The sequence below is a fragment of the Luethyella okanaganae genome, assembly GCF_042660285.1.
GTDB lineage: Bacteria > Actinomycetota > Actinomycetes > Actinomycetales > Microbacteriaceae > Luethyella > Luethyella okanaganae.
Window position 1 is genome coordinate 242,959 of sequence record NZ_JBHSTP010000003.1, and the last position, 24,269, is coordinate 267,227.

Consider the following 24,269-nt stretch of genomic DNA (forward strand, 5'->3'; position numbering starts at 1 on the left):
GGATCATGCCGCTCGAACCGAGAACCGCCGACTTTCCGCGCATCCGGGGGGCGGTGACGTTCTACCAGGTCGCATCCGTCATCACGGGCGTGCTTTTGCTCTTGCTCTGCGCCGAGATGCTCCTCAAATACGCAGGCGGGCTGGAGCTCGAACTCGGTGGAACGCGGGGGTTCCTCGCATTCGTGCCGGCCGGCACGGTGGCCGCCGTCAACCTCAGCACCGGCATCCTCATCGTGCACGGCTGGTTCTACGTCGTCTATCTCTTCTCGGACTTTCGGCTGTGGAGCCTGATGCGCTGGCCGTTCGGCAGGTTCCTGCTCATCGCGCTCGGCGGCATCGTCCCCTTCCTCTCCTTCTTCCTCGAGGTGCGCATCACCCGCGAAGTGAAGGACTATCTGGCGGATCGTGAGGCCGTCGCCGCATCCGAAACCGACCCAGTGGAGGCACACCGGTGAGCGAGCAGCAGACCGCGCAGCAGCCCGTTCTCGTCGTCGACTTCGGCGCGCAGTACGCGCAGCTGATCGCCCGACGGGTGCGCGAGGCATCCGTCTATTCCGAGATCGTGCCGCACTCGATCACGGCGGCGGAGGTGGCCGAGAGGAATCCCGCCGGCATCGTTCTGAGCGGTGGCCCGAGCTCGGTATACGAGGAGGGCGCTCCCCGGTTCGACCCGGCGATCTTCGAGCTCGGCATCCCCGTGCTCGGCATCTGCTACGGCTTCCAGGTCATGGCGACGGCACTCGGCGGCGAGGTCGCGCACACCGGTCTGCGCGAGTACGGGGCCACGGCGGCTACCGTCACCGACGGCTCCAACGCTCTGCTCGCCGGTCAGCCGGCCGAACAGACCGTGTGGATGAGCCATGGCGACTCGGTCGCGAAGGCGCCGGAGGGTTTCGAGGTGCTGGCCTCCACGAGCTCGACCCCGGTCGCCGCGTTCGCCGACGACGCCCGCAGGCTCTACGGCGTGCAGTGGCATCCCGAGGTCAAGCACTCGGAGCAGGGACAGCGTGTGCTCGAGAACTTCCTGCATCGCGCTGCGGGCATCCCCGCGGACTGGAACAGCGGCAACGTGATCGCCGAGCAGGTTGAGCGCATCCGCGCCCAGGTCGGCGGAGGCAAGGTGCTCTGCGCCCTCTCCGGCGGCGTCGACTCGGCCGTAGCCGCGGCGCTCGTGCACGAGGCCGTCGGCGATCAGCTCGTCTGCGTCTTCGTCGACCACGGCCTGCTTCGCCAGGACGAACGCCGACAGGTCGAAGAGGACTATGTCACGGCGACGGGCGTCCGCCTGGTCACGGTCGACGCCCGCGAGCAGTTCTTGAGCGCTCTCGCCGGGGTCACCGACCCCGAGGAGAAGCGCAAGATCATCGGTCGCGAGTTCATCCGCACCTTCGAGCGTACCCAGGCCGGTCTCGTCGCGGAGTCCGCGGCCGATGGCGACCCCATCCGCTTCCTCGTGCAGGGAACGCTCTATCCGGATGTCGTCGAGTCCGGCGGTGGATCGGGCACGGCCAACATCAAGAGTCACCACAACGTCGGCGGTCTCCCCGAAGACCTGCAGTTCGAGCTCGTCGAGCCGCTGCGAGCCTTGTTCAAAGACGAGGTGCGCGCGATCGGCGCCCAACTCGGTCTGCCGGCGGAGATCGTGCAGCGGCAACCTTTTCCGGGGCCTGGCCTCGGAATCCGCATCGTCGGCGAGGTCACCGGTGAACGCCTCGAACTGCTCCGTCAGGCCGACGCGATCGTGCGCGCCGAGCTGACGGCCGCCGGCCTCGACGGGCAGATCTGGCAGTGCCCGGTCGTGCTGCTCGCCGACGTGCGCTCGGTGGGCGTGCAGGGCGACGGCCGCACCTACGGGCATCCCATCGTGCTGCGGCCGGTCTCGTCGGAAGACGCCATGACGGCCGATTGGACCCGGTTGCCCTACGATCTGCTCGCGCGCATCTCGAACCGCATCACCAACGAGGTTTCCGGTGTCAACCGCGTCGTGCTCGACGTCACCTCGAAGCCGCCGGGCACCATCGAATGGGAGTAGTCGCCATACGGCGCCTCCGCCCGCGGACCGGTCGCTGACGCGGACACGCGCCAGGGAACCCGAGGCTTGATGGTCTCTCCGCCGAGGGCGAACGGGTGCCAGGAGCGACGAAGGGCCGCTCCGAAGAACGGCCCGAGTCGTAAGAGGCTGTGATCGTAAAAGACCGCAGCTAGTCGCGCGCGATGGCGAACATGCGCAGGATCTCGAGGTACAGCCAGATGACGGTGACCATGATGCCGAAGGCGCCGGACCAGCCGTACTTGCGCGGCACGCGGTTCTGCACGCCCTTCTGGATGAAGTCGAAGTCGAGCACGAGCGAATAGGCGGCCATGATCACGACGAGCACGCCGAGGATGAGGCCGAGCGGGATACCGAAGATCTCGAAGCTGCCGCGCAGGCCCCACGGATTGCCGCCTGCGCCGCCGAACAGCATGATGCCCACGTTGACGAGGGAGAACACCAGGTAGCCGACCATCGCGATGAGGAAGACCTTGGTCGCCTTCTTCGAGGCGCGGATCTTGCCGCTCGCGAAGAGCGCGAGGGTGACGCCGACCACGACGAGGGTCGCCAGCACAGCCTGAACGACGATGCCGGAGAACTGGGCCTCGTAGAACGCCGAGATCGCACCGACGAAGACGCCCTGCACTCCCGCGTAGGCGAGGATGAGCGCGGGGGACGGCTCCTTCTTGAAGATGTTGACCATGGCCAGGACGAAGCCGACGAGGGCGGCGGCGACCCACAGCCATGGCGCCGTCGGGGCGGACACCCAGCCGATGGCAGCGCCGACCACGAGCAAGCCGAAGCTCACGGCGGTCTTCATGACCGTGTCTTCCACGGTCATGCGGTCGGTCTCGCTCGCGCTCGCCGATGGGCGGTTGTAGATGTCCTGCAGCTGCTCCACCGAGACGGCGTTCGCCGCAGCGGCGCCGCTCTGCGGGGTGAACGCGGGGTTGCGAGTGAAGGCGGGATTGTCGAGTGCCATGGGATCCTCTGGTCTCACGTGCGTGGTAGTGGGAACGCCGACGGGCGGCATCCCCTCCAATCTAGCGGGTTTTGCCTGGGAAATGGCGGGAGATCGCCCGGGCCAGCCAGGCCGAGGACACCACGGCGGCAGCGCCGAGGGTGAACGAGATCATGTTCCACCGGTACTCGTGCGGGGACACCCTCAGAAGCAGGCCTGTAGCGATCGGCAGTGCTAGGGCGATCCAGGAGAGGAGCGGGCGGTGGCGCACCAGGAGCCAGGACGCGGCGAACACCGCGTAGAACACGGCGAATCCCGCGCCGCCGATCACGAGCCATGACGTGAACAGGCAGGGCAGGAGCACGAGAGCCCGCCGCCAGCCGGCTGCAGGCAGGGCGAGCCAGCCCACGGCCTGCAAGGCGGTTCCGGCGAGAAGAAAACCCAGGCTGAAGGTGCTCGTGAGCTGAACGGATGCGATGCCGAGCGCAACGCACACGAGGCCGGTCCACCAGCGTCCCCGGTAGCCGCCCCAGCGCAGCGGGAGCGACGAGGTCGGTTCGACGGGTACCGGCGGCCCCGACGGGGCGATCGGGTCGGTCCATGCGGTCATCGTCTCGATTGTGGCATCCCGGCGGCTAACCTGGGGGAATGGCGCTGTCGAAACCGATCATCATCGGGCACCGTGGTGCGAGCGGCTACCGCCCCGAACATACGAGGGCCTCTTACAACCTCGCGTTCGCGCTCGGCGCCGAAGCCGTCGAGCCCGACATCGTCGCAAGCAGGGACGGTGTGCTCGTGCTGCGTCACGAGAATGAGATCTCGGGCACGACCGATGTCGTCGACCGGCCGGAGTTCGCCCGGCTGCGTACCACGAAGGTCGTCGACGGCGTCGAGCTCACCGGCTGGTTCACCGAGGACTTCACGTGGGGGGAGCTCAGCACGCTGCGCGCCCGCGAGCGCTTTCCCGGCCTGCGCAGTCTCAGCGCGAGTTTCGACGGACAGTTCCCCATCCTGCGCCTGCGCGACCTCTTCGGTCTCATCGACGACGCGGCCGACATGCTCGGGCGCGGCATCGGGATGGTCGCCGAGATCAAGCACGCGAGCTATTTCGAATCCATCGGCCTGCCGCTCGACGAGCTCTTCGCCGCCGAGGTCGACGACGCGGGCTGGGATGTCGGCGACGGCCGGCTGACCATGGAGTCCTTCGAACTGACCGTGCTCGAGAAACTGCGCGACCGCGGGGTCGCAGGCAAGCGGATCTTCCTCGTGGAATCGAGGGGCGCCCCGGCCGACGATGTGCTCGCCGACGGGCGCGCGGTGAAATCCTACGCCGACTATGTGACCGAGACCGGGATGTACGGCCTCAGCGGTGGCGGCGTCGACGGGGTCAGTGTTGACAAGTCGATGATCGTGGGCACGACCGTCGACACGGGGGGCCCTGCGGCTTCGGAGCTCGTCGACCATGCCCACGCCGCCGGGCTCGAGGTGTATTGCTGGACGCTTCGCCCCGAGAACCGCTTTCTCGACCCCGCGTTCCGTGTTGGCCGAGCGAAAGCCGTGTTCGGCGACTGGCAGGCCGAGTTCCGGGCGATCATGTCGACGGGCGTCGACGGCGTGTTCGTCGACCATCCCGACCTCGCTGTCGCGGTTCGCGACGCCAGCGAGAACTGATCCGCGCAGAGCTGGCGGTCGGCGGTCGCGCCTAGACTTGAGGGAGCCATGACGACTCTCTTTGATCCAGACGCCGCCTCTGGAACCCCCCTCATCGTGCACGACGGTCCGGATGCGGACCAGCGGGGGGCGCGGGGGAACGGCAGCCTGCTCGATGGACTCAATCCCGAGCAGCGCGAGGCGGTCGAGTTCCGCGGTTCGGCGCTGCTGATCGTCGCCGGAGCCGGCTCCGGCAAGACGCGCGTGCTCACGCACCGCATCGCGAGCCTGATCGGCGGCCGGGAGGCCTGGCCGAGCCAGATCCTGGCGATCACCTTCACCAACAAGGCTGCTGCCGAGATGCGCGAGCGCGTCGAGCAGCTGCTCGGGCAGGCATCCGATGGCATGTGGATCTCGACCTTCCACTCGGCGTGCGTGCGGATCCTGCGCCGAGAGGCCGAGAAGGCGGGGCTCGCCGGCACGTTCACGATCTACGATTCCGCAGACGTCCGCAATGTGCTCAAGCGCATCATCAAAGAGCTCGACGCCGATACCCTGGGCTTCACCCCTGCCGGGGTCTCCAACAGGATCTCGAAGCTGAAGAACGAGCTCGCCGACGCTGACAGCTACGCCCGCAACGCGAATCTCGACGACCCGCAAGAGGTGATGTTCCTCGAGATCTTCCGCCAGTACACGCGCAGGCTGCGTGCCGCGAGCGCCCTCGACTTCGACGACCTCATCAGCGAGACGGTCTTCCTGTTCCGCTCCTTCCCCGACGTCGCCGCCCTCTACCAGCGCCGCTTCCGGCACGTCCTCGTCGACGAGTATCAGGACACGAACCACGCGCAGTATTCGCTCATCCGCGAGCTGACGCGTCCGGTCGCGCCGGATCTCGCCGAGCAGATGGAGACGGCGGGCATGCACGTGCGCTCGCTACAGGATGCCTCCGGCGGCATCCCCGGAGCCTCCCTGACGGTCGTCGGCGACTCCGACCAGTCGATCTACGCCTTCCGCGGAGCGGACATTCGCAACATCGTCGAGTTCGAACGCGACTACCCCGGTGCCAAGGTGGTGCTGCTGGAACAGAACTACCGCTCCACCCAGAACATCCTCTCGGCCGCCAACGCGGTGATCTCCAACAACTTCGACCGCAAAGACAAGAAGCTGTGGACCGCCGTCGGCGACGGCGACAAGATCACCGGCTACACCGGTTACTCCGGCCACGACGAGGCCCAGTTCATCGCCGACGAGATCGAAGCGCTCCACGGCGCCGGCGTCGCCTACCGTGACATCGCCGTGTTCTACCGCACCAACGCGCAGACCCGCGCACTGGAGGAGATCTTTGTGCGCTCGGCCGTGCCCTACCGTGTCGTCGGCGGCACCAAGTTCTATGAGCGAGCTGAGATCAAAGACGCCATCGCCTATCTCATCGCCGTCGCGAACCCGGTCGATGAGCTCGCCCTGCGCCGAATCCTCAACACCCCGAAACGCGGCATCGGACCGGCGACGGAGACCCAGCTCGCGAGCTTTGCCGAGACCAACGGCATCACCTTCCGCGAGGCGATGCGCGACGCCGGGAGCCTCGGTCTCGGTCCGAAGGTGACGACGGCCATCCTGCAGCTCGCAGGCATGCTCGACGAGGCGGCCGCTAAACTCGAGCCGTCGAACCCTGCGGGCGTCTCGGGCGTCTCGGAGGTTCTCGGCTTCCTGCTCGAGCAGAGCGCGCTCCTCGAGACGCTGCGCAGCAGTCGCGATCCGCAAGATGAGACACGTGCCGAGAACGTCGAGGAACTGCTCGCCCAGACCAAGGACTTCATGCGCGAGAATCCGGATGCCGGCCTCGTCGACTTTCTCACCCAGGTGTCGCTCGTGGCCGCGGCCGACGAACTCGACGACTCCTCGGGGACCGTGTCGCTGATGACCCTGCATACTGCGAAGGGGCTCGAGTACGATTCCGTCTTCCTGACCGGCATCGAGGAGGGTCTGCTTCCGCACCAGATGTCGGCGGGCGAGCCCGGCGGGCCCGCAGAGGAACGCCGCCTCTTCTACGTCGGCATCACCCGTGCGCGCAAGCGGCTCTATCTGTCGCTCGCGATGACACGTGCGCAGTTCGGCGAGACCTCGGTCGCCATGCCGAGCCGCTACCTGCAGGAGATCCCGGGTGAGCTGATCGACTGGCGGCAGTCGCCGGGGATGGCGAACTCGCGGGGAGGCACCCAGCCCCGCGCCCTCAACGCCCGACGCGACGGCTATGGCTCCCGGGGTGGCTTCGGCGGGCAGGGTGAGCTTTCACCGGCCCCGAGACCCAAGGCCGAGTGGCCGAACCGCGTCACGGCGCAGGTGCGCGACAACGGCGATCTCACGCTGACGGCCGGCGACAGGATCCGCCATGCCGATTTCGGCGAGGGGCGGGTGACGCAGGTCACCGGAGAGGGGACCAAGCGGGTCGCGCACGTGCAGTTCGACCGCTCCGGTGCGAAGAAGCTCCTCATCAAGATCGCTCCGATCGAAAAGCTGTAGTTCGTCGCCACCGGGCTACCGCTCGTCGCACAGCTGGCACCGCCCACCGCATCCAGGGGTCGATGCCGCGTGCGCGCTTCTAGTCTTCGGGAAACGCAACGACGCGACCCAGGAGATCATCAATGTCGAAGGCCCCCACCACGCAGGTCGACCTGCCACCCGTCTCCATCGACCAGACCGAGTCGAAACGCAACGGGTGGACTCCCGCAAAGACCGCGCTCTGGGTCGCCATCGCCCTTCTCGGCGGCGTCGCCTGGACGATGCTCGCGATCGTGCGCGGCGAGACCGTCAACGCCATCTGGTTCGTGCTCGCCGCGATCTGTACCTACCTCATCGGGTACCGCTTCTACTCGAAGGTGATCCAGAAATTCATCACCAAGCCCGATGACACGAGGGCGACGCCAGCCGAGTACCGCGCCGACGGCAAGGACTTCGTGCAGACCGACCGCCGCGTGCTCTTCGGTTCCGGTGCGAGAAGCCCCTCAAAGATCGCGCCGATCGAAACCGTAGACGGCGATGGGCGGCGGCCGGCACGCGGGGCTTCTGGCGCGTCTTCAGCTCTCATCGACCAGACAGTGGCCGCTCCCGCCGCGCAACGACCGTGCTCAGACGGGGTAGAGTTCTCTGTGGCCAGCGTGCTTCGACGTCGAGCTTTTTCCGGCACCCGAGCGCTGTCGCCACCCCCCAAATGCCATGCATGAACGCTGAGTGCGGATTGGAAGAGCAGCGTGGATCTTTACGAGTACCAGGCCAGAGATCTGTTCGAACAGTACGAGGTCCCGGTGCTCCCGGGTATCGTCGCGGACACCCCCGAGGAGGTGCGTGCGGCCGCGGAGAAGCTCGGCGGCGTCGTCGTCGTCAAGGCCCAGGTCAAGACGGGCGGGCGCGGCAAGGCCGGCGGCGTCAAGGTCGCGAAGAACCCGGAAGAGGCGTTCGAGGCGGCGAAGGCCATCCTCGGCCTCGACATCAAGGGTCACGTCGTTCACCGTGTGATGGTGGCGGCCGGCGCCCGCATCGCCGAGGAGTACTACTTCTCGGTGCTCCTCGACCGCGCCAACCGGTCCTACCTCTCGCTCTCGAGCTTCGAGGGCGGCATGGAGATCGAGCAGCTCGCTGTGGAGAAGCCCGAGGCGCTCGCCCGCATCGAGATCGACCCCGGCACCGGCATCGACCTGGAGAAGGCCCGTGAGATCGCCGTCGCCGCGAGCTTCCCCGCCGAGATCGTCGACGCGGTCGCCGAGGTGTTCGTCAAGCTCTACGCGGTGTACACCGGCGAGGATGCGACGCTTGTCGAGGTCAACCCGCTCGTGCTGACCGAAGAGGGCGACGTCATCGCCCTCGACGGCAAGGTCACGCTCGACGAGAACGCCGACTTCCGTCACCCGCACCACGCGGCCCTCGAAGACAAGGCAGCGGCGGACCCGCTCGAGGCGAAGGCCAAGGCCGCCGACCTCAACTACGTCAAGCTCGACGGCGAAGTCGGGGTCATCGGCAACGGCGCCGGCCTCGTCATGTCGACGTTGGACGTCGTCGCCTACGCCGGCGAGAACCACGGTGGCGTGAAGCCGGCCAACTTCCTCGACATCGGCGGCGGGGCATCGGCGGAGGTCATGGCCGCCGGCCTCGACGTCATCCTCGGCGACCCCCAGGTCAAGGCCGTCTTCGTCAACGTCTTCGGCGGCATCACCGCTTGCGACGCCGTGGCCAAGGGCATCGTCGGAGCTCTCGCCGAGCTCGGCTCCAGCGCGAACAAGCCGCTCGTCGTGCGCCTCGACGGCAACAATGTCGAAGAGGGGCGTCGCATCCTCAACGAAGCCAACCACCCGCTCGTCACGCTGGCCGCGACCATGGACGAGGGCGCCGACAAGGCCGCAGAGCTCGCCAACGCCGGTCGCTGATCGAGCCTGTCGACATCAGCCCAGAGATCGCTTCAGGTTCAGAAAAGGATTAGCGAAATGTCCATCTTCCTCAACAAGGATTCCAAGGTCATCGTGCAGGGCATCACCGGGGGCGAGGGCACCAAGCACACCGCCCTCATGCTCAAGGCCGGCACGCAGGTCGTCGGAGGCGTCAACGCCCGCAAAGCCGGCACCTCCGTCGTGCACGGCGAGGTCGAGCTGCCCGTCTTCGGCACCGTCAAGGAGGCCGTCGAGGAGACCGGTGCCGATGTCTCGATCGTCTTCGTGCCGCCGGTCTTCACCAAGGACGCCGTGATCGAGGCCATCGACGCCGAGATCCCGCTGCTCGTCATCATCACCGAGGGCGTGCCCGTGCAGGACTCCGCCGAGTTCTGGGCGTATGCCAAGGCCAAGGGCAATACGACACGGATTATCGGCCCGAACTGCCCCGGCATCATCACGCCAGGTGAGTCGCTCGTGGGCATCACGCCGGCCAATATCACCGGCAAGGGACCGATCGGCCTCGTCTCCAAGTCGGGAACGCTCACCTATCAGATGATGTACGAGCTGCGCGACCTCGGCTTCTCGACCGCCATCGGCATCGGCGGAGACCCGATCATCGGCACCACTCACATCGACGCCCTCGCGGCGTTCGAGGCCGACCCAGAGACGAAGGCGATCGTCATGATCGGCGAGATCGGCGGCGACGCCGAGGAGCGCGCGGCCGACTTCATCAAGGCCAACGTCACCAAGCCGGTCGTCGGCTACGTCGCGGGCTTCACCGCCCCAGAGGGCAAGACCATGGGCCATGCGGGCGCCATCGTCTCGGGCTCGGCCGGAACCGCCCAGGCGAAGAAGGAAGCCCTCGAGGCCGCCGGTGTCAAGGTCGGCAAGACGCCGAGCGAGACCGCCAACCTCATGCGCGAGCTTCTCGCCTCGCTCTAGCTCGACAGCGTCGAACGGCCCCCAGAACCCGCCGGAGCCGCGGGGCCGTTCGGCTAACGACAGTCCATGTGCCCATGTCGCAAAAGTCATCTGCCAACTCGCGCGGGTTCCGCATCGAAGTGTGAAAGCCGAAGGCCTGGAACGTCTCGACGCCGCGGGGCTGTATGCCGTCGGCCTGGCCGAGCACGAGGCGCCTGTCGCGGCGCTCGATGATGCAGGTGGTGAGCCCTGGGTACTGGGACATCTGCGCGGCGAGCAGTATGCCGGCAGGTCCGGATCCGACGATCAGCACGTCCATCTCGTCGGGGAGGTCAGCGGGGCGGTCGATCCCGGTGCCCGCCGCGGGGAGCACGCGCGGGTCTCCGGAGACGTATCCGTGGTGGTGGAACTGCACCGTCGTCGATTCCTTCCGAACGGCAGTGCCCTCGGCGGCTGACCGGAGCGCAGGCCCTCCATCTCGGACTCCGGTTCCTCTCCGACTCCGGCTCGCCTCTCTCGCTCGACGAGGAGCCGCGCGCTGTAGCGTATTCAGGCCGGATTTCGCCGTCACGCGGAAGTTCGGCTCGATCGCACCCGATCTCGCGAATCCAGCCTGGGTACGGAACCGAAGATGCACCCGTACTTACAACGAGACGCCGGTGCGCCCGCATGAGAGCGCACCGGCGTCCTCGAGAGACGATCAGGCCTTCGCGAGTCCGTAGATCGGGCTCTTCGCCTGCTCCTCCTCGTGGTCCGGTCTGAGTGGGATGCCGGAGCGGTCGCGCAGCAGTAGCGTCGCGACGAGTCCGAGCACGGTCATCCCGGCGAGATACCAGGTCACGGCCTGCGTGGAGCCCGTGGCCTGCACGATCGCGGTGGCGATCGTCGGAGCGAATGCACCACCCGCGATCGCGCCGATCGCGTAGGAGATCGAGACGCCCGAGAAGCGGATCGACGCGGGGAACAGCTCCGTGTACAGCGCGGCCTGCGGGCCGTAGGTGAAGCCGAGACCGAGGGTGAGGATCGCGAGCCCCGCGAAAAGCAGTCCGATCTGGCCCGTGTTCACCAGCGGGAACAGGGTGAAGACGCCGACCAGCTGGAGCGCCCAGCCGACGATGTACGTCGTGCGGCGACCGATCCGGTCCGACACCCAGCCCGCGAGGAGGGTCGACGCCAACCAGGTGACGGCGGAACCGGCGACCGCCCAGAGCACCGGCCCCCTCTCGAGGCCGACCGGCCCCTCGGGGTTCGTCGCGTAGCCCTGGATGTACCCGCCCGTGGTCATGTAGCCGACCGCGTTGTTGCCGGCGAAGACCAGCGCGGCGATGATCACCAGGAGCAGGTGCTTGCGGAACAGTTGCACAATCGGCATCCGCGCCTTGTCCTTGCGCTCGGCGAGTTCCGCGAACACCGGGCTCTCCTCGACCTTGCGACGCACGTAGTAGCCGACCAGGATCAGCACCACGCTGAGCAGGAACGGGATCCGCCATCCCCAGGCGAGGAACTGGTCGCCCGGAGCGATGACCGTCATGAGCGCCATCACGCCGGATGCCAGCAGAAGACCCAGCGGGACGCCGATCTGCGGCGCGGCGCCGAACACACCGCGTCGGGACCTCGGGGCGTGCTCGACGGCCATGAGCACCGCCCCGCCCCACTCGCCGCCGGCCGAGATGCCCTGGAGGATCCGCAGGAGCACCAGCAGGATCGGCGCCGCGAGGCCGATCGTCTCGTACGTCGGGAGCACGCCGATGAGTGCGGTCGACGCGCCCATGAGGATCAGCGTCCACATCAGCACCGTCTTGCGACCGAGCTTGTCGCCGAAGTGCCCGGCGAGGAACGCGCCGAGTGGGCGGAAGAGAAAGCTCACGCCGACCGTGGCGAAGGCCATGAGCGCACTATTGGCGCCCAGAGGCTCGAAGAACAGCTGCCCGAACACCAGGCCGACGGCCGTGGCGTAGATGAAGAAGTCGTACCACTCGACGGCGGTCCCGATGCCGGTGGCAAAGACCACGCGGCGCCGATCGGCCGTCGTCGCAATGGTTCCCGTCGGAGTGAAGCCCTCCGGTGCCTGCCCGCTCATGGTGTGTCTCCTCTGTGACTTCGTTGTCGCGGCATGCACGGGATGATGCTCGCCGGGGTGCTCTCGATAATATACGATTTTGGATATGATGCCAAGGATCCGTTCCGAAGCACCCCGAACGCTCGAGGAGGCGCCCATGACGCGCTCGAGGCGCCCATGTCCGTAGCGATTCCCCGGCCAGGCAAGATCATCGCGATCCACCTCGACTACCGTTCCCGGGCGTATCAGCGTGGACCAACTCCCGCCAGCTCCCACCACCACCTACTCCTTCGAGTGTGGGGAGTCACCGGTGTCATCCCATCGATCGCGATACGCGGCGACAGCGCGGGCGGCTTCACGCCACTCCGGGAGCCGGCCCCTGGAATCTGCGGACCTCGCAACGGGCCCCTTCCTGTTCGGCCCTATTCGGCACCGCCGGTCGCCGCTAGTCTGAGGATCAGACGCTGGAGGTGGGGGGATGGCGCGCATGAACAATGCCGAATTGCAGGCGCTCGTCGAACGGCTCGAGACGGAGAACGCGGAGCTGCGCGGAAGACTCGGCGATGCGCAAGCCTCCCGGACCGTGACGGCCGACGCTGCCGGACGGGCGCGCGCAGGCAGGAGCCGGTGGTGGACGGTGCTGTCATCGGTGCTGATCGTGGTCGGCCTCGTGCTCGCGCCGCTCGCCGCCGTGGCCAACTGGGCCAAGACCGAGCTGTCCGACACCGACTCCTTCGTCGCGACCTTTGCGCCGCTTGCCAAGGAGCCGGCCGTGCAGAGCTATGTGACCGATCAGGTGGTGACCGCCATCGAGGACCAGGTGGACATTCCGGCGCTCACGAGCGCCGTCTTCGACGGGATCGCCGACCTGGGCCTCCCGCCGCGGGCCGCCGATGCGCTCCGGCTGCTCGAGAAGCCGGCTGCGGCCGGGCTCAGCTCGCTCGTGACGGGTGTGGTCGAGAAGCTCGTGACGTCCGCGGCGTTCGCCGACATCTGGGCGCAGGCGCTGCGCATCAGCCATAGTCAGTTCGTCGCCACGATCCAGGGATCGGATTCGGCCGCCGTCAGCGTCGGCTCGGGGGGCCAGATCGGCATACAGCTCGGACCGATCATCGCAGAGGTGAAGACCGCGCTCGTTGCGCAGGGGATCGCCTTCGCCGAGAGCATTCCGGTGATCGACAAGACGATCGTCGTCGCGACCTCCGACACGGTCACGTACGTGCAGATCGGCTACAACGTCGCCATCGCCGCAGGCACCTGGCTGCCCTGGGTCGCGTTGCTGTTCCTCGTCGCGGGTGTGCTCGTCGCGCGCCGCAGGGTCGTCGCCGTGCTGTGGGCCGGCATCGGCCTCGCGCTCGTCATGACCCTGCTCGGCATCGTCCTGAGCATCGGCCGCGTCGTCTTCGTCGCGAGCATGGCGCCGAGCGTGATGCCCGCCGACACCGCCGGCGTCATCTACGATCGGATCACGGGCGGCATCGGCGCGAGCGTGCTCGCGGTGACGGTGCTCGCGGTGACCGTCGTGCTCGTGACGTGGCTGTCGGGGCCGTTCCGGGTGACGACGGCGCTCAGGGGACTGTTCTCAGGGTGGATCGCCTCCCTGCGCCGAACAGGGGAGGCGCACAAGCTCTCGACGGGACGGTTCGGCGAGCTGCTCTACCGGCAGAGGGTCGTCGTGCGCGTCGTGGTCTCGCTCGTCGCGGCGGCGGTGATCCTCTTCGTTCGTCCGCTGTCTCCGGCCCTTATCGTCTGGACTGCGGTGCTGACGCTCGTCGTGCTCGGCATTTCGGAGATCGTGCAGCGGCCGATCACCGAGGTTCCCGAGAGCGCAGACGAAGACACCCCGGTCGTCGTCGGCTGAGCCGACCCCGTGGCGGGTAGGCTCCCAGTCGAATGAACCGTATAGCCGTCGCCCTCCTCGCCGCCCTCGAGGCGCTCATAGCCCTCGCCATAGGGCTGGGCATCGCGGTCGTGCCGCTCACGATCCTCTGGGCGAGCCATTTCGGGCTGGGCATCGACTGGGTCGTGTTCTGGCATGCGGCCGTCGACGTGTGGCTCCTCGGCAACGGCGTCGACCTCACGGTGCAGCTTCCGCAGGCGACCGCGGCTGCGCTCGCCCTGCCGGGAGCCGAGCAGCCGTTCGAGCTCACCATCGCGCTGCTCGGCTTCGCGGTGCTCGCCGTGCTGTTCGGATACCGCGCGGGACTGCGCGCGTCTGCCACCGGTCTGCGCCTGCTCGGCTGCTCGGTGGCGATCGCCGTCTACGGGGTGCTCGCGATCGCCGCCGCGCTCGGCTCGGGACACGAGGTCGTGAACCCGAACACGCTGCAGAGCCTGGTGCTGCCCGTCGGCGTGTACTCGCTCGGGGTCCTGATCGGCTCGGAGGTCGGCGAGGCCCGGCTCGATGGTGGGAGCAGGATGCTGTCCCGATGGCTGCGGGCCGAGGCCTGGCCAACCGTCGTCCGTGATGGAGTCGTGGCAGCGCTGCGCGGTGGCACGGCAGCCTCGGCGGGGGTGCTCGCACTCTCGGCGCTGCTCGTGACGGTGCTCCTCGCGGCGAACTATACGACGGTGGTGGGTCTCTACGAGACGCTGCAGGCCGGGATCATGGGAGGCGTCTCGCTGACCGTGCTGCAGCTCGCCCTTCTTCCCAATGCCGTGATCTGGGCCGCGAGCTGGCTCGTCGGTCCGGGGTTCGCGATCGGCGTCGGCACGAGCGTCTCGCCGGGCGGCACCGTGCTCGGGCCGGTGCCAGGACTTCCCCTCCTCGGTGCGCTCCCGCAGGGACAGCCGGCCTTCGGCTTCGTCGGGCTGCTGGTTCCCGTGTTGCTCGGCTTTCTCTGCGGCATGATGCTGCGCCAGCGGATGTCGCCCGGCGTGCGTCGCGGCATCCTCGCCGTGCTTGCCACCGGGGCGGGCGTCGGGATCGTCGCCGGCATCGAGCTCGGCCTGCTCGCCTGGTGGTCGGCCGGCGCGGCCGGTCCTGGCCGCCTCGTCGAGGTGGGGCCGCAGCCGTGGCTCGTCGCCGGCCTCGCGGCCGCGGAGATCGGTGTGGCGGCCGTGCTCGGCCTCCTCTCGGGCGGGCGGCGCGGCGCTCTCTGACGGCTGCGACGAGCCCGGCGCGCGGGCGGTAGGCTCGTAGCGTGCTGAAGCTCGTCGTGCTGATCTCAGGAGGAGGATCCAACCTCCGCTCCCTCGTGGAAGCCTCGGAGGACGCGGAATTCCCGGCCAGGGTCGTCGCCATCGGTTCTGACCGCGACGCCGACGGGCTCGCCCTCGGCGAGGAGTACGGCATCCCCACCTTCACCGTCGCTTTCACGGCCTATGCTGACCGCGACTCGTGGGGCGACGCCCTGCTCGAACAGGTGCAGCAGTGGCAGCCGGACCTCGTGATCCTCAGCGGACTCATGCGACTCCTTCCGCCGCGCGTCGTCGCCGCCCTGTCGCCGAACCTCGTGAACACGCACCCCGCCTACCTGCCTGAGTTTCCTGGCGCCCACAGCGTGCGTGACGCGCTCGCAGCCGGGGTCGACCAGACCGGTGCGAGCCTCATCGTCGTCGACGACAGCATCGACGGCGGCCCCATCATCGCGCAGGAACGTGTTCCCGTGCTACCCGGTGACACCGAACACACGCTGCATGAGCGCATCAAATCCGTCGAACGCCGCCTGCTCGTGCAGTCCGTGCTCGACATCGCCAACGGACACGTCGACCTCGAGGAGCTACGCACAGCATGAGCGGCCCCAGCCACGATCCCAGCCTCTACCGCGCACGGGACGTCGTGCAGATCAGCCGGGCGCTCGTCTCGGTGAGCGACAAGTCGGGCCTGCGCGAACTGGCCGGGGCGCTGGCGTCCGCCGGGGTCGAGATCGTGTCGACCGGATCGACGGCCGCGACCATTCGCGGTGCGGGGCATCCCGTGACGGAGGTCGCCTCTGTGACCGGCTTCGCCGAGGCCCTCGACGGTCGCGTCAAGACGCTCCATCCTGCCGTGCACGCCGGCCTCCTCGCCGATCTGCGCCTCGAGTCGCACGAGGCCCAGCTCGCCGAGCTCGGCATCGCGCCCTTCGAGCTCGTGGTCGTGAACCTGTATCCCTTCGCCGAGACCGTGGCCTCGGGGGCTGAAGCGTCCGACGTCATCGAGCAGATCGACATCGGCGGACCGGCGATGGTGCGGGCGGCCGCCAAGAACCACGCGAACGTCGCGATCGTCGTCGATCCCGCGGACTACGAGGAGGTTATCGAGGCCGTCGAGGCCGGTGGCACGACCCTGCGTCTTCGGCAGAGGCTCGCGAGCCTGGCCTTCGAGCACACGGCCGGCTACGACCTCGGCGTCGCGAACTGGTTCGCCGGGAACGTCTACGATCACTGGGCTGACGCCGACGATGTCGACCTCGATGACGATGATGTCGACGACGATGATGTCGACGACTCCGACGATGATGTCGATGACTCCGACGATGATGTCGATGACTCCGACGAGAGCCAGGACTGGCCGGGGGCGGTCGAAGTCGACGCCGATCTGAGTGCGGTGCTCCGCTACGGCGAGAACTCGCATCAGTCGGCCGCTCTCTACAGCATCGAGGGTGGCATCGGGATCGCTCAGGCCGAGCAGTTGCAGGGCAAGGACATGTCTTACAACAACTATGTCGACGCGGATGCAGCCGTGCGCGCAGCATTCGACTTCGTCGAGCCGGCCGTCGCGATCGTCAAGCACGCGAACCCCTGCGGCATCGCGATAGCCGACCCCGGTGCGGACGATGCGATCGCCTCGGCGCACTCCCGTGCCCACGCGTGCGACCCAGTCTCGGCATACGGCGGCGTCATCGCCGCTAACCGCACCGTTACCCGCGCGATGGCCGAGACGGTGAGCGGCATCTTCACCGAGGTTCTCGTGGCTCCCGGCTTCGAGCCCGAAGCGCTCGAACTGCTGACCGCGAAGAAGAACCTGCGTATCCTGCGTCTCCCGGTTGGTTACACCCGCGGCGACATCGAGCTGCGGCACATCTCAGGCGGCCTGCTCATGCAGGAGATCGACGGTTTCGAGGGGTTCGACTCCACCGCATGGCAGCTCGTCGCGGGTGAGGAGGCGGACGCCGCGACCCGCGCCGACCTCGAGTTCGCCTGGCGCGCCTGCCGTGCCGTCAAGTCCAACGCCATCCTGCTCGCGAGTGACGGCGCCTCCGTCGGCGTCGGGATGGGACAGGTCAACCGCGTGGACTCCTGCCACCTCGCCGTGACGCGAGCAGGCGAGCGCGCGGCTGGATCCGTTGCGGCATCCGACGCGTTCTTCCCCTTCGCCGACGGCGTGCAGGTGCTGCTCGAGGTCGGTGTGCGCGCGGTCGTGCAGCCGGGTGGTTCCGTGCGCGACGACGAGGTCGTCGCGGCAGCTCAGGCAGCCGGCGTGACCATGTATTTCACGGGGGAGCGCCACTTCTTCCACTAAACTCGGCGCAGAGTAGGCTCGTCGATTCCACGCGCGATCCGCGGGGAACCGAGGCCGTATCGGTGCGCTCCGCCGCTGTCATGGGCGGATTCGCATCCTGTGTTCGCGAACCTGTTCACAAGACAGCACACGAGGAGATACCATGACCATCACGCAGCCCGCGATGGAGCTGGACGCGCCGGCCACGCTCGACTTCGACCATGAACGCGTGCTCATCGCGACGGGGGCCAGATCCGGCCTCGTCATGAGCGTCGCGGTCCACTCGACGAAGCTCGGGCAGGCACTCGGCGGATGCCGCGTCTGGCACTACGACACCTGGACGGATGCGCTCGCGGACTGCCTACGACTCTCTGCGGCGATGACTCTCAAGAACGCCGTAGCCGGGCTCAATCGCGGCGGCGGCAAATCCGTCGTCTACCTTCCCCACGGCACCGTGTTGAGCGATGTCGGCAAACGTGACGTGATGCTCGACCTCGGTGACGCCGTCGAGAGCCTCGGCGGCGTGTACAAGACGGCGGAGGATGTGGGCACGAGCGCCGAGCTCATGGCCGTCGTCGCCGAGCGCACCGCGTACGTCTGCGGCCTTCCCACCGAGCGGGGCGGCATCGGTGAACCTGCGGACGCCACGGCGGCCGGAGTGCATGCCGGGATCCTCGCCACCCTCGCTGCCGTCGTCGGCAGCAGGGATGTCGCGGGACACCGCATCGTCATCGCAGGCCTCGGACAGGTGGGAGGACGACTCGCCCGCACGCTTGCCGCCGCGGGTGCGCGCCTGACCGTGAGCGATGTCGACCGCGCCAAGCGGCGACTCTCCGACGAACTGGGTGCCGCCTGGGTGGAGCCAGAATCCGCTCACACCGTCGAGGCAGAGCTGTTCGTCCCCTGCGGTGTCGGCGGCGCGCTGACCCCGCGCGTCATCTCCGAACTCCGTGTGCGCGGCGTCGTCGGTGCCGCCAACAACCAGCTCGCCTCGCGCGAGTGCGCCGCACTGCTCGCGGAGCGCGGCATCCTGTGGGCGCCGGACTTCGTCGTCAACGCTGGCGGTGTCGTGTACCTCGCACTCGCCTCGGAACCCGGGGCCGATCTGGCGGCGATCGCGGCCAGGGTCGACGCGATCGGCGACACCGTCGCCGCCGTCTACCAGGAGGCTTCTGCGAACGGAACCACCACCCTCGTCGCCGCGGAGCGCCGCGCCCGCGCGCGGCTCGACGCGGTCTGAGGCACGGATGCACGGCGGGACCGGGTAGTCTCGCTATCATGACTACACCGGTTCCCGCCGCTTCCGCCCCGACGATCCGCACCGGCCGCCAGGGTCGTGTCGTGCTTGCCGCCGCGGTCTCGGCTTTCGTCGTAGCGCTCGTCTCGTATCTCGTCACGGTTCTCGCCTATTTCATCGGCAACGGTCACCAGGCTCAGACGATCGCCCAGGTGGCGAACTACTTCCTGCTGTCCACGATCATCGCCTTCGTGCTGCTCACGGTGTTCAATCTGCTGGGCGCGACACGAGGATGGCTCCCCGCCCTCGCGGGCGGACTCGGCGGCGGCGTCTTCGCGGCGCTCGTGGGCACGACCGTCACGGTCGCGTCATCCGGGACCGCGTTCACGCCGGACGTCGTCGCCTATGTGCTCAGCAGCCTGCTCAGCCTGAACCTCGTGTTCGTACTCGCGGTCGCTCTCGTCGAACTGACGCTCGGGCGACGGGTTTTCGCGAGAGTCATCGCCTTCCGTAATATCGGGCGCGGCTCGGGCGAGCGGCGCGTCGCGCTCGTGCGGATCCCTGCGTCCAATCTCGCCGACGGCGAGGTGACGCACATCGAACGCAGCACCATCGACCCGGAGCTCGCCGACGAGCAGTGGGACCGCTACTGTGCGGCGCTCGTAGCCGAGGGCTGGGAAACGGTCGAGGTTCCGGCTGCTCCGGAGCTTGCCGACTCCGTCTTCATCGAGGACGCCGTCGTCATGTTCGGCGACCTTGCCGTGATCACGCGCCCCGGTGCCGAAGCCCGTAGCAAAGAGACGGTCGGCGCAGAACAGGCGGTGCGCGAACTCGGCGGGCTCACGATCCGTCGTATCGAGCAGCCGGGAACGCTCGACGGCGGCGATGTGCTCAAAGTCGGAGCCACCGTCTACGTCGGTCGTTCGTCGCGCACGAACTCCGAGGGTGTCCGCCAGCTGCGTACCCTGCTCGCCCCGCTCGGGTACACCGTCATCGCGGTGCCGGTCAGCAAGGCCCTGCATCTCAAAAGTGCGGTCACGGCTCTTCCAGATGGCACGATCATCGGTTATGAGCCGATCATCGACGATCCTTCGATGTTCGACCGCTTTCTGCCGATGCCTGAGGAGGGTGGCGCCCACGTCGTCGTCCTCGGGCCGGACACGGTTCTCATGGCAGCCTCGGCCCCGCAGAGCGCTGCGCTCGTCGCCGACCTCGGCTACCGGGTCGTCGTCGTCGACATCAGCGAGTTCGAGAAGCTCGAGGGTTGCGTGACCTGTCTCAGCGTGCGCGTGCGCTAGGTTCGCGTTCCGACGGTTCCCTCCCTGCCCCTCCCCTCCTCTCCTCTCCTCTCCTCTCCTCCTCGAGACTGCGTGAATCGACGTTTAGAGGGCTCTTTTCGACGATTCATGCAGTCTCGCGGGGCGAGGGCTCTTGCACCTGGTCTCACGATCGGCATAGTCTGTAAGGCTGCGCCCGGCTCCCATGAGGCGCCGCAAGCGCCCATAGGAACGCACGACGACGCGCACAGGAGGATGCAATGACACAGACAGCACACGCACCGGCGGAGATCCGGGATCTCGGCGCCGTTGTCCTCGCGCCGTCCGCCCTCCTTCTCGCGCGACGCGCACACTAGGCGACGTCCGAGTAACGCACGGCGCGCCGCAGCTCCGGCGCGCATCACCCACCTCTTGCCGAAGCGTGAACTCAGCGCCCGGCCTCTCACCGACCGTTCGTCGTCGGTGCCTTCAGCACGGCACAACATCTCAGGGAAAAACGTCCATGTCTGCGACCGTTGAACAACAACATCCACCTCAACCGGTAAAGCGCGTGAGCACGATCCGCTCGCTGCTTCGCCTGTACGGCTACGCCAAACCGGCCATGTCGCGCATCTACCTCGGCATGCTCGCGGCGCTGCTCGCCTCGCTCGTCGCGCTCGCGATCCCGCAGGTGCTTCAATGGCTCGTCGACGGACCGCTCAGCGACGGGGATCCGTCGCAGATCTGGCCCGCCGTGATCCTCGTGCTCGGCCTCGGGGTGCTCGAGGCGATCATGATCGCCCTGCGCCGCTGGTTCGTGCTCACCCCGGGCACGCGGGTCGAGGCGAGCATGCGCAACGCGCTCTACTCCCGCCTGCAGGACCTGCCGGTCGGCTTCCACGACCGCTGGCCGAGCGGGCAATTGCTCTCGCGGGCGGTCAGCGACCTCAACATGATCCGCCGCTGGATGTCCTTCGGCCTCGTGCTGCTTATCGTCAACTTCGTCACGATCGTCGTAGGCGCCGCAATCCTGCTGTCGATGAACTGGATGCTCGGTCTCATCTTCGTCGTGTGCTCCAGCCCGCTGTGGATCATCGGCTTCCGCTTCGAGGGCAAGTACTCGGAGGTGTCCCGGCGTAGCCAGGACCAGGCCGGCGACCTCGCGACCGCCGTCGAGGAGTCGGTGCACGGCATCCGCGTGCTCAAGGCATTCGGTCGCGGCACGTACGCGCTCAAGAACTTCGCGGCGCAGGCCGAGAGTTTGCGGGGGACCGAGATCGAGAAGGCGCGACTCGACTCGCGAATCTGGCTCTGGCTCCTCCTGGTGCCCAACGTCGCACTGGCCCTGTGCCTCGTGGTCGGGGTGTGGCTCGCGGCGAGCGGCCAGATGACCGTCGGCGAGCTCGTCGCGTTCTTCGCGACCGCGACGGTGCTGCGCTGGCCGGTCGAATCGATCGGATTCCTGCTCGCCTTCACGCTCGACGCTCGCACGGCGACCGATCGCTTCTTCGACATCATGGACTCGGTCAACATCATCACCGACCCTGTGAACCCGGTCACGATCGACGAACCGCGCGGGGAGCTCGTCTTCGAGAACGTGCATTTCCGCTATCAGGACTCGCCCGCGCGATTCCCCGATCTCATCGACGGAGTCGATCTGCGTCTGGAGCCCGGCGAGACCATGGCGCTCGTGGGCCTCACCGGAAGCGGCAAGTCGACCCTGACGGCGCTCACGACGCGACTTTACGATGTGACGGGAGGCGCCGTGAAACTCGACGGCGTCGATGTGCGCGACCTCAGCCGCGAGGAACTGCGCCGGCACCTGGCGATGGCGTTCGAGGACGCCACGTTGTTCTCGGCATCCGTGCGCGACAACGTACTGCTCGGCCGGCCAGAGCTCGCCGAGTTGTCGACTGTAGCGGATGGGGTGCTCGAGCAGGCGCTGCAGATCGCGCAGGCCGGTTTCGTGTACGAGCTCCCGGAGGGAGTGGACACGAAGGTCGGCGAGGAGGGGATGAGCCTTTCCGGCGGGCAGCGTCAACGACTCGCCCTCGCGCGTGCCATCGCCGCCAAGCCGGCGGTACTCGTGCTCGACGACCCGCTGTCGGCGCTCGACGTCGACACGGAGGCCCTCGTCGAGGCAGCCCTGCGCGACGTCCTGGCGTCTACCACCGCCCTCATCGTGGCGCACCGGCCGTCGACCGTCATGCTCGCCGATCGGGTCGCGCTGCTCGAGGATGGTCGGATCACGGCGATCGGCCGTCACTCGGAGCTGCTCGCCACGAGCGACCACTACCGCTTCGTCATCTCGAGTCTCGAAGAGGACGAGCGCGAGCAGCGTGAGGACGAACGGGATCTCCTGGACGCCGACCTCTCGGACGCCGACCCCTCGAATACCGATCGTTCGAACGTCGGCGAGGTGGCCCGATGAGCGTCAACGGTGTGCAGGGAGAGGAACGGCACGACTTCAGCAAGTCTGAGTCGCGTCAGATCCGCCGACGGTCGCTCCGACTACTCGGTTCGCTGCTGCGGTCGTTGCGGTGGAGGGTCGTGCTCACGATGGTCATCGTCCTCGTGTCGACGGCCGCGCAGGTCGCCGGGCCGGCGCTCATCGCCTTCGGAATCGACCAGGGGTTGCCGGCTCTGCTCGAGCGGGACTGGTTCCCGCTCGCCTGGGCGGGGGCCGCCTATCTCGGCACGAGCGTCGTCGGCGCAGGCCTCATCGCGTGGTACATCGTGCTCTCGGCGCGGATCAGCCAGGCGATCCTCATCGACCTGCGCAAACGGGTGTTCCTGCACACGCAGAAACTGAGCCTCGAATTCCACGAGTCGTACACCTCGGGGCGGATCATCTCGCGGCAGACGAGCGACCTCGACTCGATCCGCGAACTTCTCGACTCCGGCATCAACCAGCTCGTGTCCGGTGTGCTCTACATGGTGTTCACCGCGATCGCGCTTCTCTCGCTCGACTGGGTGAGCGGCGTCGTGCTGTTCGTTGCGCTCGTGCCGTTGTTCGCGCTGACCCGGTGGTTCCAGAAGCGCTCGCAGGTGCTGTTCCGCCGGTCGCGCGTCGCGTCGGCGAAGCTCATCGTGCACTTCGTCGAGACGATGACGGGCATCCGAGCAGTCAAGGCATTCCGCAAGGAGAAGCGCAACGAAAAGGAGTTCGGCGTCCTCGTCGAGGACTATCGCGACGTCAACGGCAAAGTCATCCAGATCTTCGGAGTCTACGATCCAGGCCTCGTGCTCATCGGCAACGTCACGGTCGCCGTGGTGCTGCTCGTCAGCGGCTTCCGGGTGATCGACGGGCAGCTGGCGATCGGCGTTCTCCTTGCGGCGCTGCTCTACACGCGGCGGTTCTTCGATCCCATGGAGGACATGGCGATGTTCTACAACTCCTACCAGTCGGCGGCGTCGGCGCTCGAGAAGATCTCGGGGGTGCTGGAAGAGGAACCGAGCGTTCCCGATCCGGCGAAGCCCGTCGACCTCTGGGAGTCCACCGGTCACGTGCGCTTCGAAAACGTTCGATTCGCCTACCGGAGCGATCGCGTCATCCTGCCGAACTTCGATCTCGACATCCCGTCCGGCCAGACGATCGCGCTCGTCGGGTCGACCGGTGCCGGCAAGTCGACGCTCGCGAAACTCATCTCGCGGTTCTACGACCCGAGCGAGGGACGCGCCACGCTCGACGGCATCGACCTGCGTGAGCTGCACCCTAAGGATCTGCGCCGGGCGATCGTTATGGTCACGCAGGAGGCCTACCTCTTCTCGGGTTCGGTGGCGGACAACATCGCCATCGGAAAACCGGATGCCACGAGCGAGGAGATCGTCGCGGCGGCGAAGGCCGTCGGTGCGCACGAGTTCATCGAGGGCCTGCCGAACGGCTATGACACCGACGTGAACAAGCGTGGCGGAAGGGTGAGCGCCGGTCAAAGGCAGCTCATCTCCTTCGCCAGGGCGTTCCTCGCCGATCCTGCCGTGCTCATCCTCGATGAGGCGACCTCCTCGCTCGACATCCCGAGCGAGAGGCTCGTGCAGGAGGCCCTGCAGACCCTGCTCGCCGACCGGACTGCCGTGATCATCGCGCACCGCCTGTCGACGGTCGCGATCGCCGACCGGGTTCTCGTGATGGAGCACGGCCGCGTCGTCGAGGACGGCAGCCCCGAGCAGCTCATCGCGGGAACGGGACGGTTCGCCCAGTTGCACGCGGCGTGGCGCGACTCGCTCGTGTAGCCGGACGCGGCCGATTCCCCGACTCTGAGGAGCTCGCGGAATATGGTGTCGTCGAGGCCGAGATGTCTCGGCGA

The 24,269-nt window shown here is 67.6% G+C and carries 17 protein-coding genes and 2 pseudogenes; 15 read left to right on the forward strand and 4 right to left on the reverse strand.

The annotated features are described in order from the left end of the window. The first annotated feature begins 5 nt into the window (after positions 1-5). Together ACFQB0_RS12555 and guaA are read left to right on the forward strand one after the other, a co-directional pair. The gene (locus ACFQB0_RS12555; RefSeq protein ID WP_386732144.1) at positions 6-455 is read left to right on the forward strand and encodes a DUF3817 domain-containing protein; all 450 of its coding nucleotides are present in this window, start codon (positions 6-8) and stop codon (positions 453-455) included. Further along, positions 452-2,032, forward strand: coding sequence for a glutamine-hydrolyzing GMP synthase (gene guaA, locus ACFQB0_RS12560; RefSeq protein WP_386732148.1), 1,581 nt, complete (start codon positions 452-454; stop codon positions 2,030-2,032). The genes ACFQB0_RS12555 and guaA overlap by 4 nt, the downstream gene beginning before the upstream one ends. A 169-nt stretch (positions 2,033-2,201) precedes the next feature. Here the strand turns inward: guaA and ACFQB0_RS12565 are convergent, their stop codons facing one another. Both ACFQB0_RS12565 and ACFQB0_RS12570 read right to left on the reverse strand, forming a co-directional pair. Continuing rightward, positions 2,202-3,014, reverse strand: a complete 813-nt coding sequence (locus ACFQB0_RS12565) for a Bax inhibitor-1/YccA family protein (RefSeq protein ID WP_386732151.1) — start codon at positions 3,012-3,014, stop codon at positions 2,202-2,204. Between the two features lie 61 nt (positions 3,015-3,075). Beyond that, a complete protein-coding gene (locus ACFQB0_RS12570; protein WP_386732153.1) occupies positions 3,076-3,603 on the reverse strand; it encodes a hypothetical protein in 528 nt (175 codons plus the stop codon). Between the two features lie 38 nt (positions 3,604-3,641). On the opposite strand from ACFQB0_RS12570, the gene ACFQB0_RS12575 reads away from it, so the two are divergent. The 5 genes and pseudogenes from ACFQB0_RS12575 (at position 3,642) to sucD (ending at position 10,006) form a co-directional block, all read left to right on the forward strand. After that, positions 3,642-4,664 carry a glycerophosphodiester phosphodiesterase family protein gene (locus ACFQB0_RS12575; RefSeq protein WP_386732156.1) on the forward strand — a complete coding sequence of 341 codons (1,023 nt, stop codon included), beginning with the start codon at positions 3,642-3,644 and terminating at the stop codon, positions 4,662-4,664. Between the two features lie 48 nt (positions 4,665-4,712). Next, entirely contained in the window at positions 4,713-7,163 is a 2,451-nt protein-coding gene (locus ACFQB0_RS12580) for an ATP-dependent helicase (protein ID WP_386732159.1), read from the forward strand. Between the two features lie 122 nt (positions 7,164-7,285). Continuing rightward, positions 7,286-7,627, forward strand: a pseudogene (locus ACFQB0_RS12585) (carbon starvation CstA family protein); the annotation flags it as partial. Between the two features lie 264 nt (positions 7,628-7,891). Beyond that, complete coding sequence (gene sucC, locus ACFQB0_RS12590; protein WP_386732162.1) at positions 7,892-9,061, forward strand: ADP-forming succinate--CoA ligase subunit beta; 1,170 nt, start codon at positions 7,892-7,894, stop codon at positions 9,059-9,061. A gap of 57 nt (positions 9,062-9,118) precedes the next feature. Then, positions 9,119-10,006, forward strand: a complete 888-nt coding sequence (gene sucD, locus ACFQB0_RS12595; protein ID WP_386732165.1) for a succinate--CoA ligase subunit alpha — start codon at positions 9,119-9,121, stop codon at positions 10,004-10,006. A 124-nt stretch (positions 10,007-10,130) separates the two neighbouring features. On the opposite strand, the pseudogene ACFQB0_RS12600 reads toward sucD, so the two are convergent. Both ACFQB0_RS12600 and ACFQB0_RS12605 read right to left on the reverse strand, forming a co-directional pair. After that, positions 10,131-10,400, reverse strand: a pseudogene (locus ACFQB0_RS12600) (FAD-dependent monooxygenase); the annotation flags it as partial. A gap of 285 nt (positions 10,401-10,685) precedes the next feature. After that, positions 10,686-12,065 (reverse strand): MFS transporter, encoded by a 1,380-nt coding sequence (locus tag ACFQB0_RS12605; RefSeq protein WP_386732168.1) that lies wholly within the window; start codon positions 12,063-12,065, stop codon positions 10,686-10,688. A 466-nt stretch (positions 12,066-12,531) separates the two neighbouring features. Here ACFQB0_RS12605 and ACFQB0_RS12610 point away from each other — a divergent pair, with 466 nt between their 5' ends. The 8 genes from ACFQB0_RS12610 (at position 12,532) to ACFQB0_RS12645 (ending at position 24,195) form a co-directional block, all read left to right on the forward strand. Next, complete coding sequence (locus ACFQB0_RS12610) at positions 12,532-13,905, forward strand: hypothetical protein (protein ID WP_386732170.1); 1,374 nt, start codon at positions 12,532-12,534, stop codon at positions 13,903-13,905. Between the two features lie 32 nt (positions 13,906-13,937). Next, positions 13,938-15,146 carry a cell division protein PerM gene (locus ACFQB0_RS12615; RefSeq protein ID WP_386732172.1) on the forward strand — a complete coding sequence of 403 codons (1,209 nt, stop codon included), beginning with the start codon at positions 13,938-13,940 and terminating at the stop codon, positions 15,144-15,146. Positions 15,147-15,187: 41 nt separating this feature from the next. Further along, entirely contained in the window at positions 15,188-15,781 is a 594-nt protein-coding gene (purN, locus tag ACFQB0_RS12620; RefSeq protein ID WP_386732174.1) for a phosphoribosylglycinamide formyltransferase, read from the forward strand. After that, the gene (purH, locus tag ACFQB0_RS12625) at positions 15,778-17,490 is read left to right on the forward strand and encodes a bifunctional phosphoribosylaminoimidazolecarboxamide formyltransferase/IMP cyclohydrolase (protein WP_386732177.1); all 1,713 of its coding nucleotides are present in this window, start codon (positions 15,778-15,780) and stop codon (positions 17,488-17,490) included. Before purN ends, purH begins: the two co-directional genes overlap by 4 nt. Before the next feature lie 142 nt (positions 17,491-17,632). Further along, a complete protein-coding gene (locus ACFQB0_RS12630) occupies positions 17,633-18,709 on the forward strand; it encodes a Glu/Leu/Phe/Val dehydrogenase family protein (protein WP_386732180.1) in 1,077 nt (358 codons plus the stop codon). 38 nt (positions 18,710-18,747) lie between these two features. Beyond that, complete coding sequence (gene ddaH, locus ACFQB0_RS12635; RefSeq protein ID WP_386732183.1) at positions 18,748-20,004, forward strand: dimethylargininase; 1,257 nt, start codon at positions 18,748-18,750, stop codon at positions 20,002-20,004. 481 nt (positions 20,005-20,485) lie between these two features. Next, a complete protein-coding gene (locus ACFQB0_RS12640; RefSeq protein ID WP_386732186.1) occupies positions 20,486-22,393 on the forward strand; it encodes an ABC transporter ATP-binding protein in 1,908 nt (635 codons plus the stop codon). Then, positions 22,390-24,195, forward strand: coding sequence for an ABC transporter ATP-binding protein (locus ACFQB0_RS12645; protein ID WP_386732189.1), 1,806 nt, complete (start codon positions 22,390-22,392; stop codon positions 24,193-24,195). The genes ACFQB0_RS12640 and ACFQB0_RS12645 overlap by 4 nt, the downstream gene beginning before the upstream one ends. The last annotated feature ends 74 nt before the right edge of the window (positions 24,196-24,269 follow it).

What these genes read in the sequence shown, in the direction of transcription:
- ACFQB0_RS12555 (WP_386732144.1), top strand. Translation starts at nt 6, where the DNA reads ATGCCGCTCGAACCGAGAACCGCCGACTTTCCGCGCATCCGGGGGGCG.
- ACFQB0_RS12565 (WP_386732151.1), bottom strand. Translation starts at nt 3,014, where the DNA reads ATGGCACTCGACAATCCCGCCTTCACTCGCAACCCCGCGTTCACCCCG.
- ACFQB0_RS12570 (WP_386732153.1), bottom strand. Translation starts at nt 3,603, where the DNA reads ATGACCGCATGGACCGACCCGATCGCCCCGTCGGGGCCGCCGGTACCC.
- ACFQB0_RS12575 (WP_386732156.1), top strand. Translation starts at nt 3,642, where the DNA reads ATGGCGCTGTCGAAACCGATCATCATCGGGCACCGTGGTGCGAGCGGC.
- ACFQB0_RS12580 (WP_386732159.1), top strand. Translation starts at nt 4,713, where the DNA reads ATGACGACTCTCTTTGATCCAGACGCCGCCTCTGGAACCCCCCTCATC.
- sucD (WP_386732165.1), top strand. Translation starts at nt 9,119, where the DNA reads ATGTCCATCTTCCTCAACAAGGATTCCAAGGTCATCGTGCAGGGCATC.
- ACFQB0_RS12605 (WP_386732168.1), bottom strand. Translation starts at nt 12,065, where the DNA reads ATGAGCGGGCAGGCACCGGAGGGCTTCACTCCGACGGGAACCATTGCG.
- ACFQB0_RS12610 (WP_386732170.1), top strand. Translation starts at nt 12,532, where the DNA reads ATGAACAATGCCGAATTGCAGGCGCTCGTCGAACGGCTCGAGACGGAG.
- ACFQB0_RS12615 (WP_386732172.1), top strand. Translation starts at nt 13,938, where the DNA reads ATGAACCGTATAGCCGTCGCCCTCCTCGCCGCCCTCGAGGCGCTCATA.
- purH (WP_386732177.1), top strand. Translation starts at nt 15,778, where the DNA reads ATGAGCGGCCCCAGCCACGATCCCAGCCTCTACCGCGCACGGGACGTC.
- ACFQB0_RS12630 (WP_386732180.1), top strand. Translation starts at nt 17,633, where the DNA reads ATGACCATCACGCAGCCCGCGATGGAGCTGGACGCGCCGGCCACGCTC.
- ddaH (WP_386732183.1), top strand. Translation starts at nt 18,748, where the DNA reads ATGACTACACCGGTTCCCGCCGCTTCCGCCCCGACGATCCGCACCGGC.
- ACFQB0_RS12640 (WP_386732186.1), top strand. Translation starts at nt 20,486, where the DNA reads ATGTCTGCGACCGTTGAACAACAACATCCACCTCAACCGGTAAAGCGC.
- ACFQB0_RS12645 (WP_386732189.1), top strand. Translation starts at nt 22,390, where the DNA reads ATGAGCGTCAACGGTGTGCAGGGAGAGGAACGGCACGACTTCAGCAAG.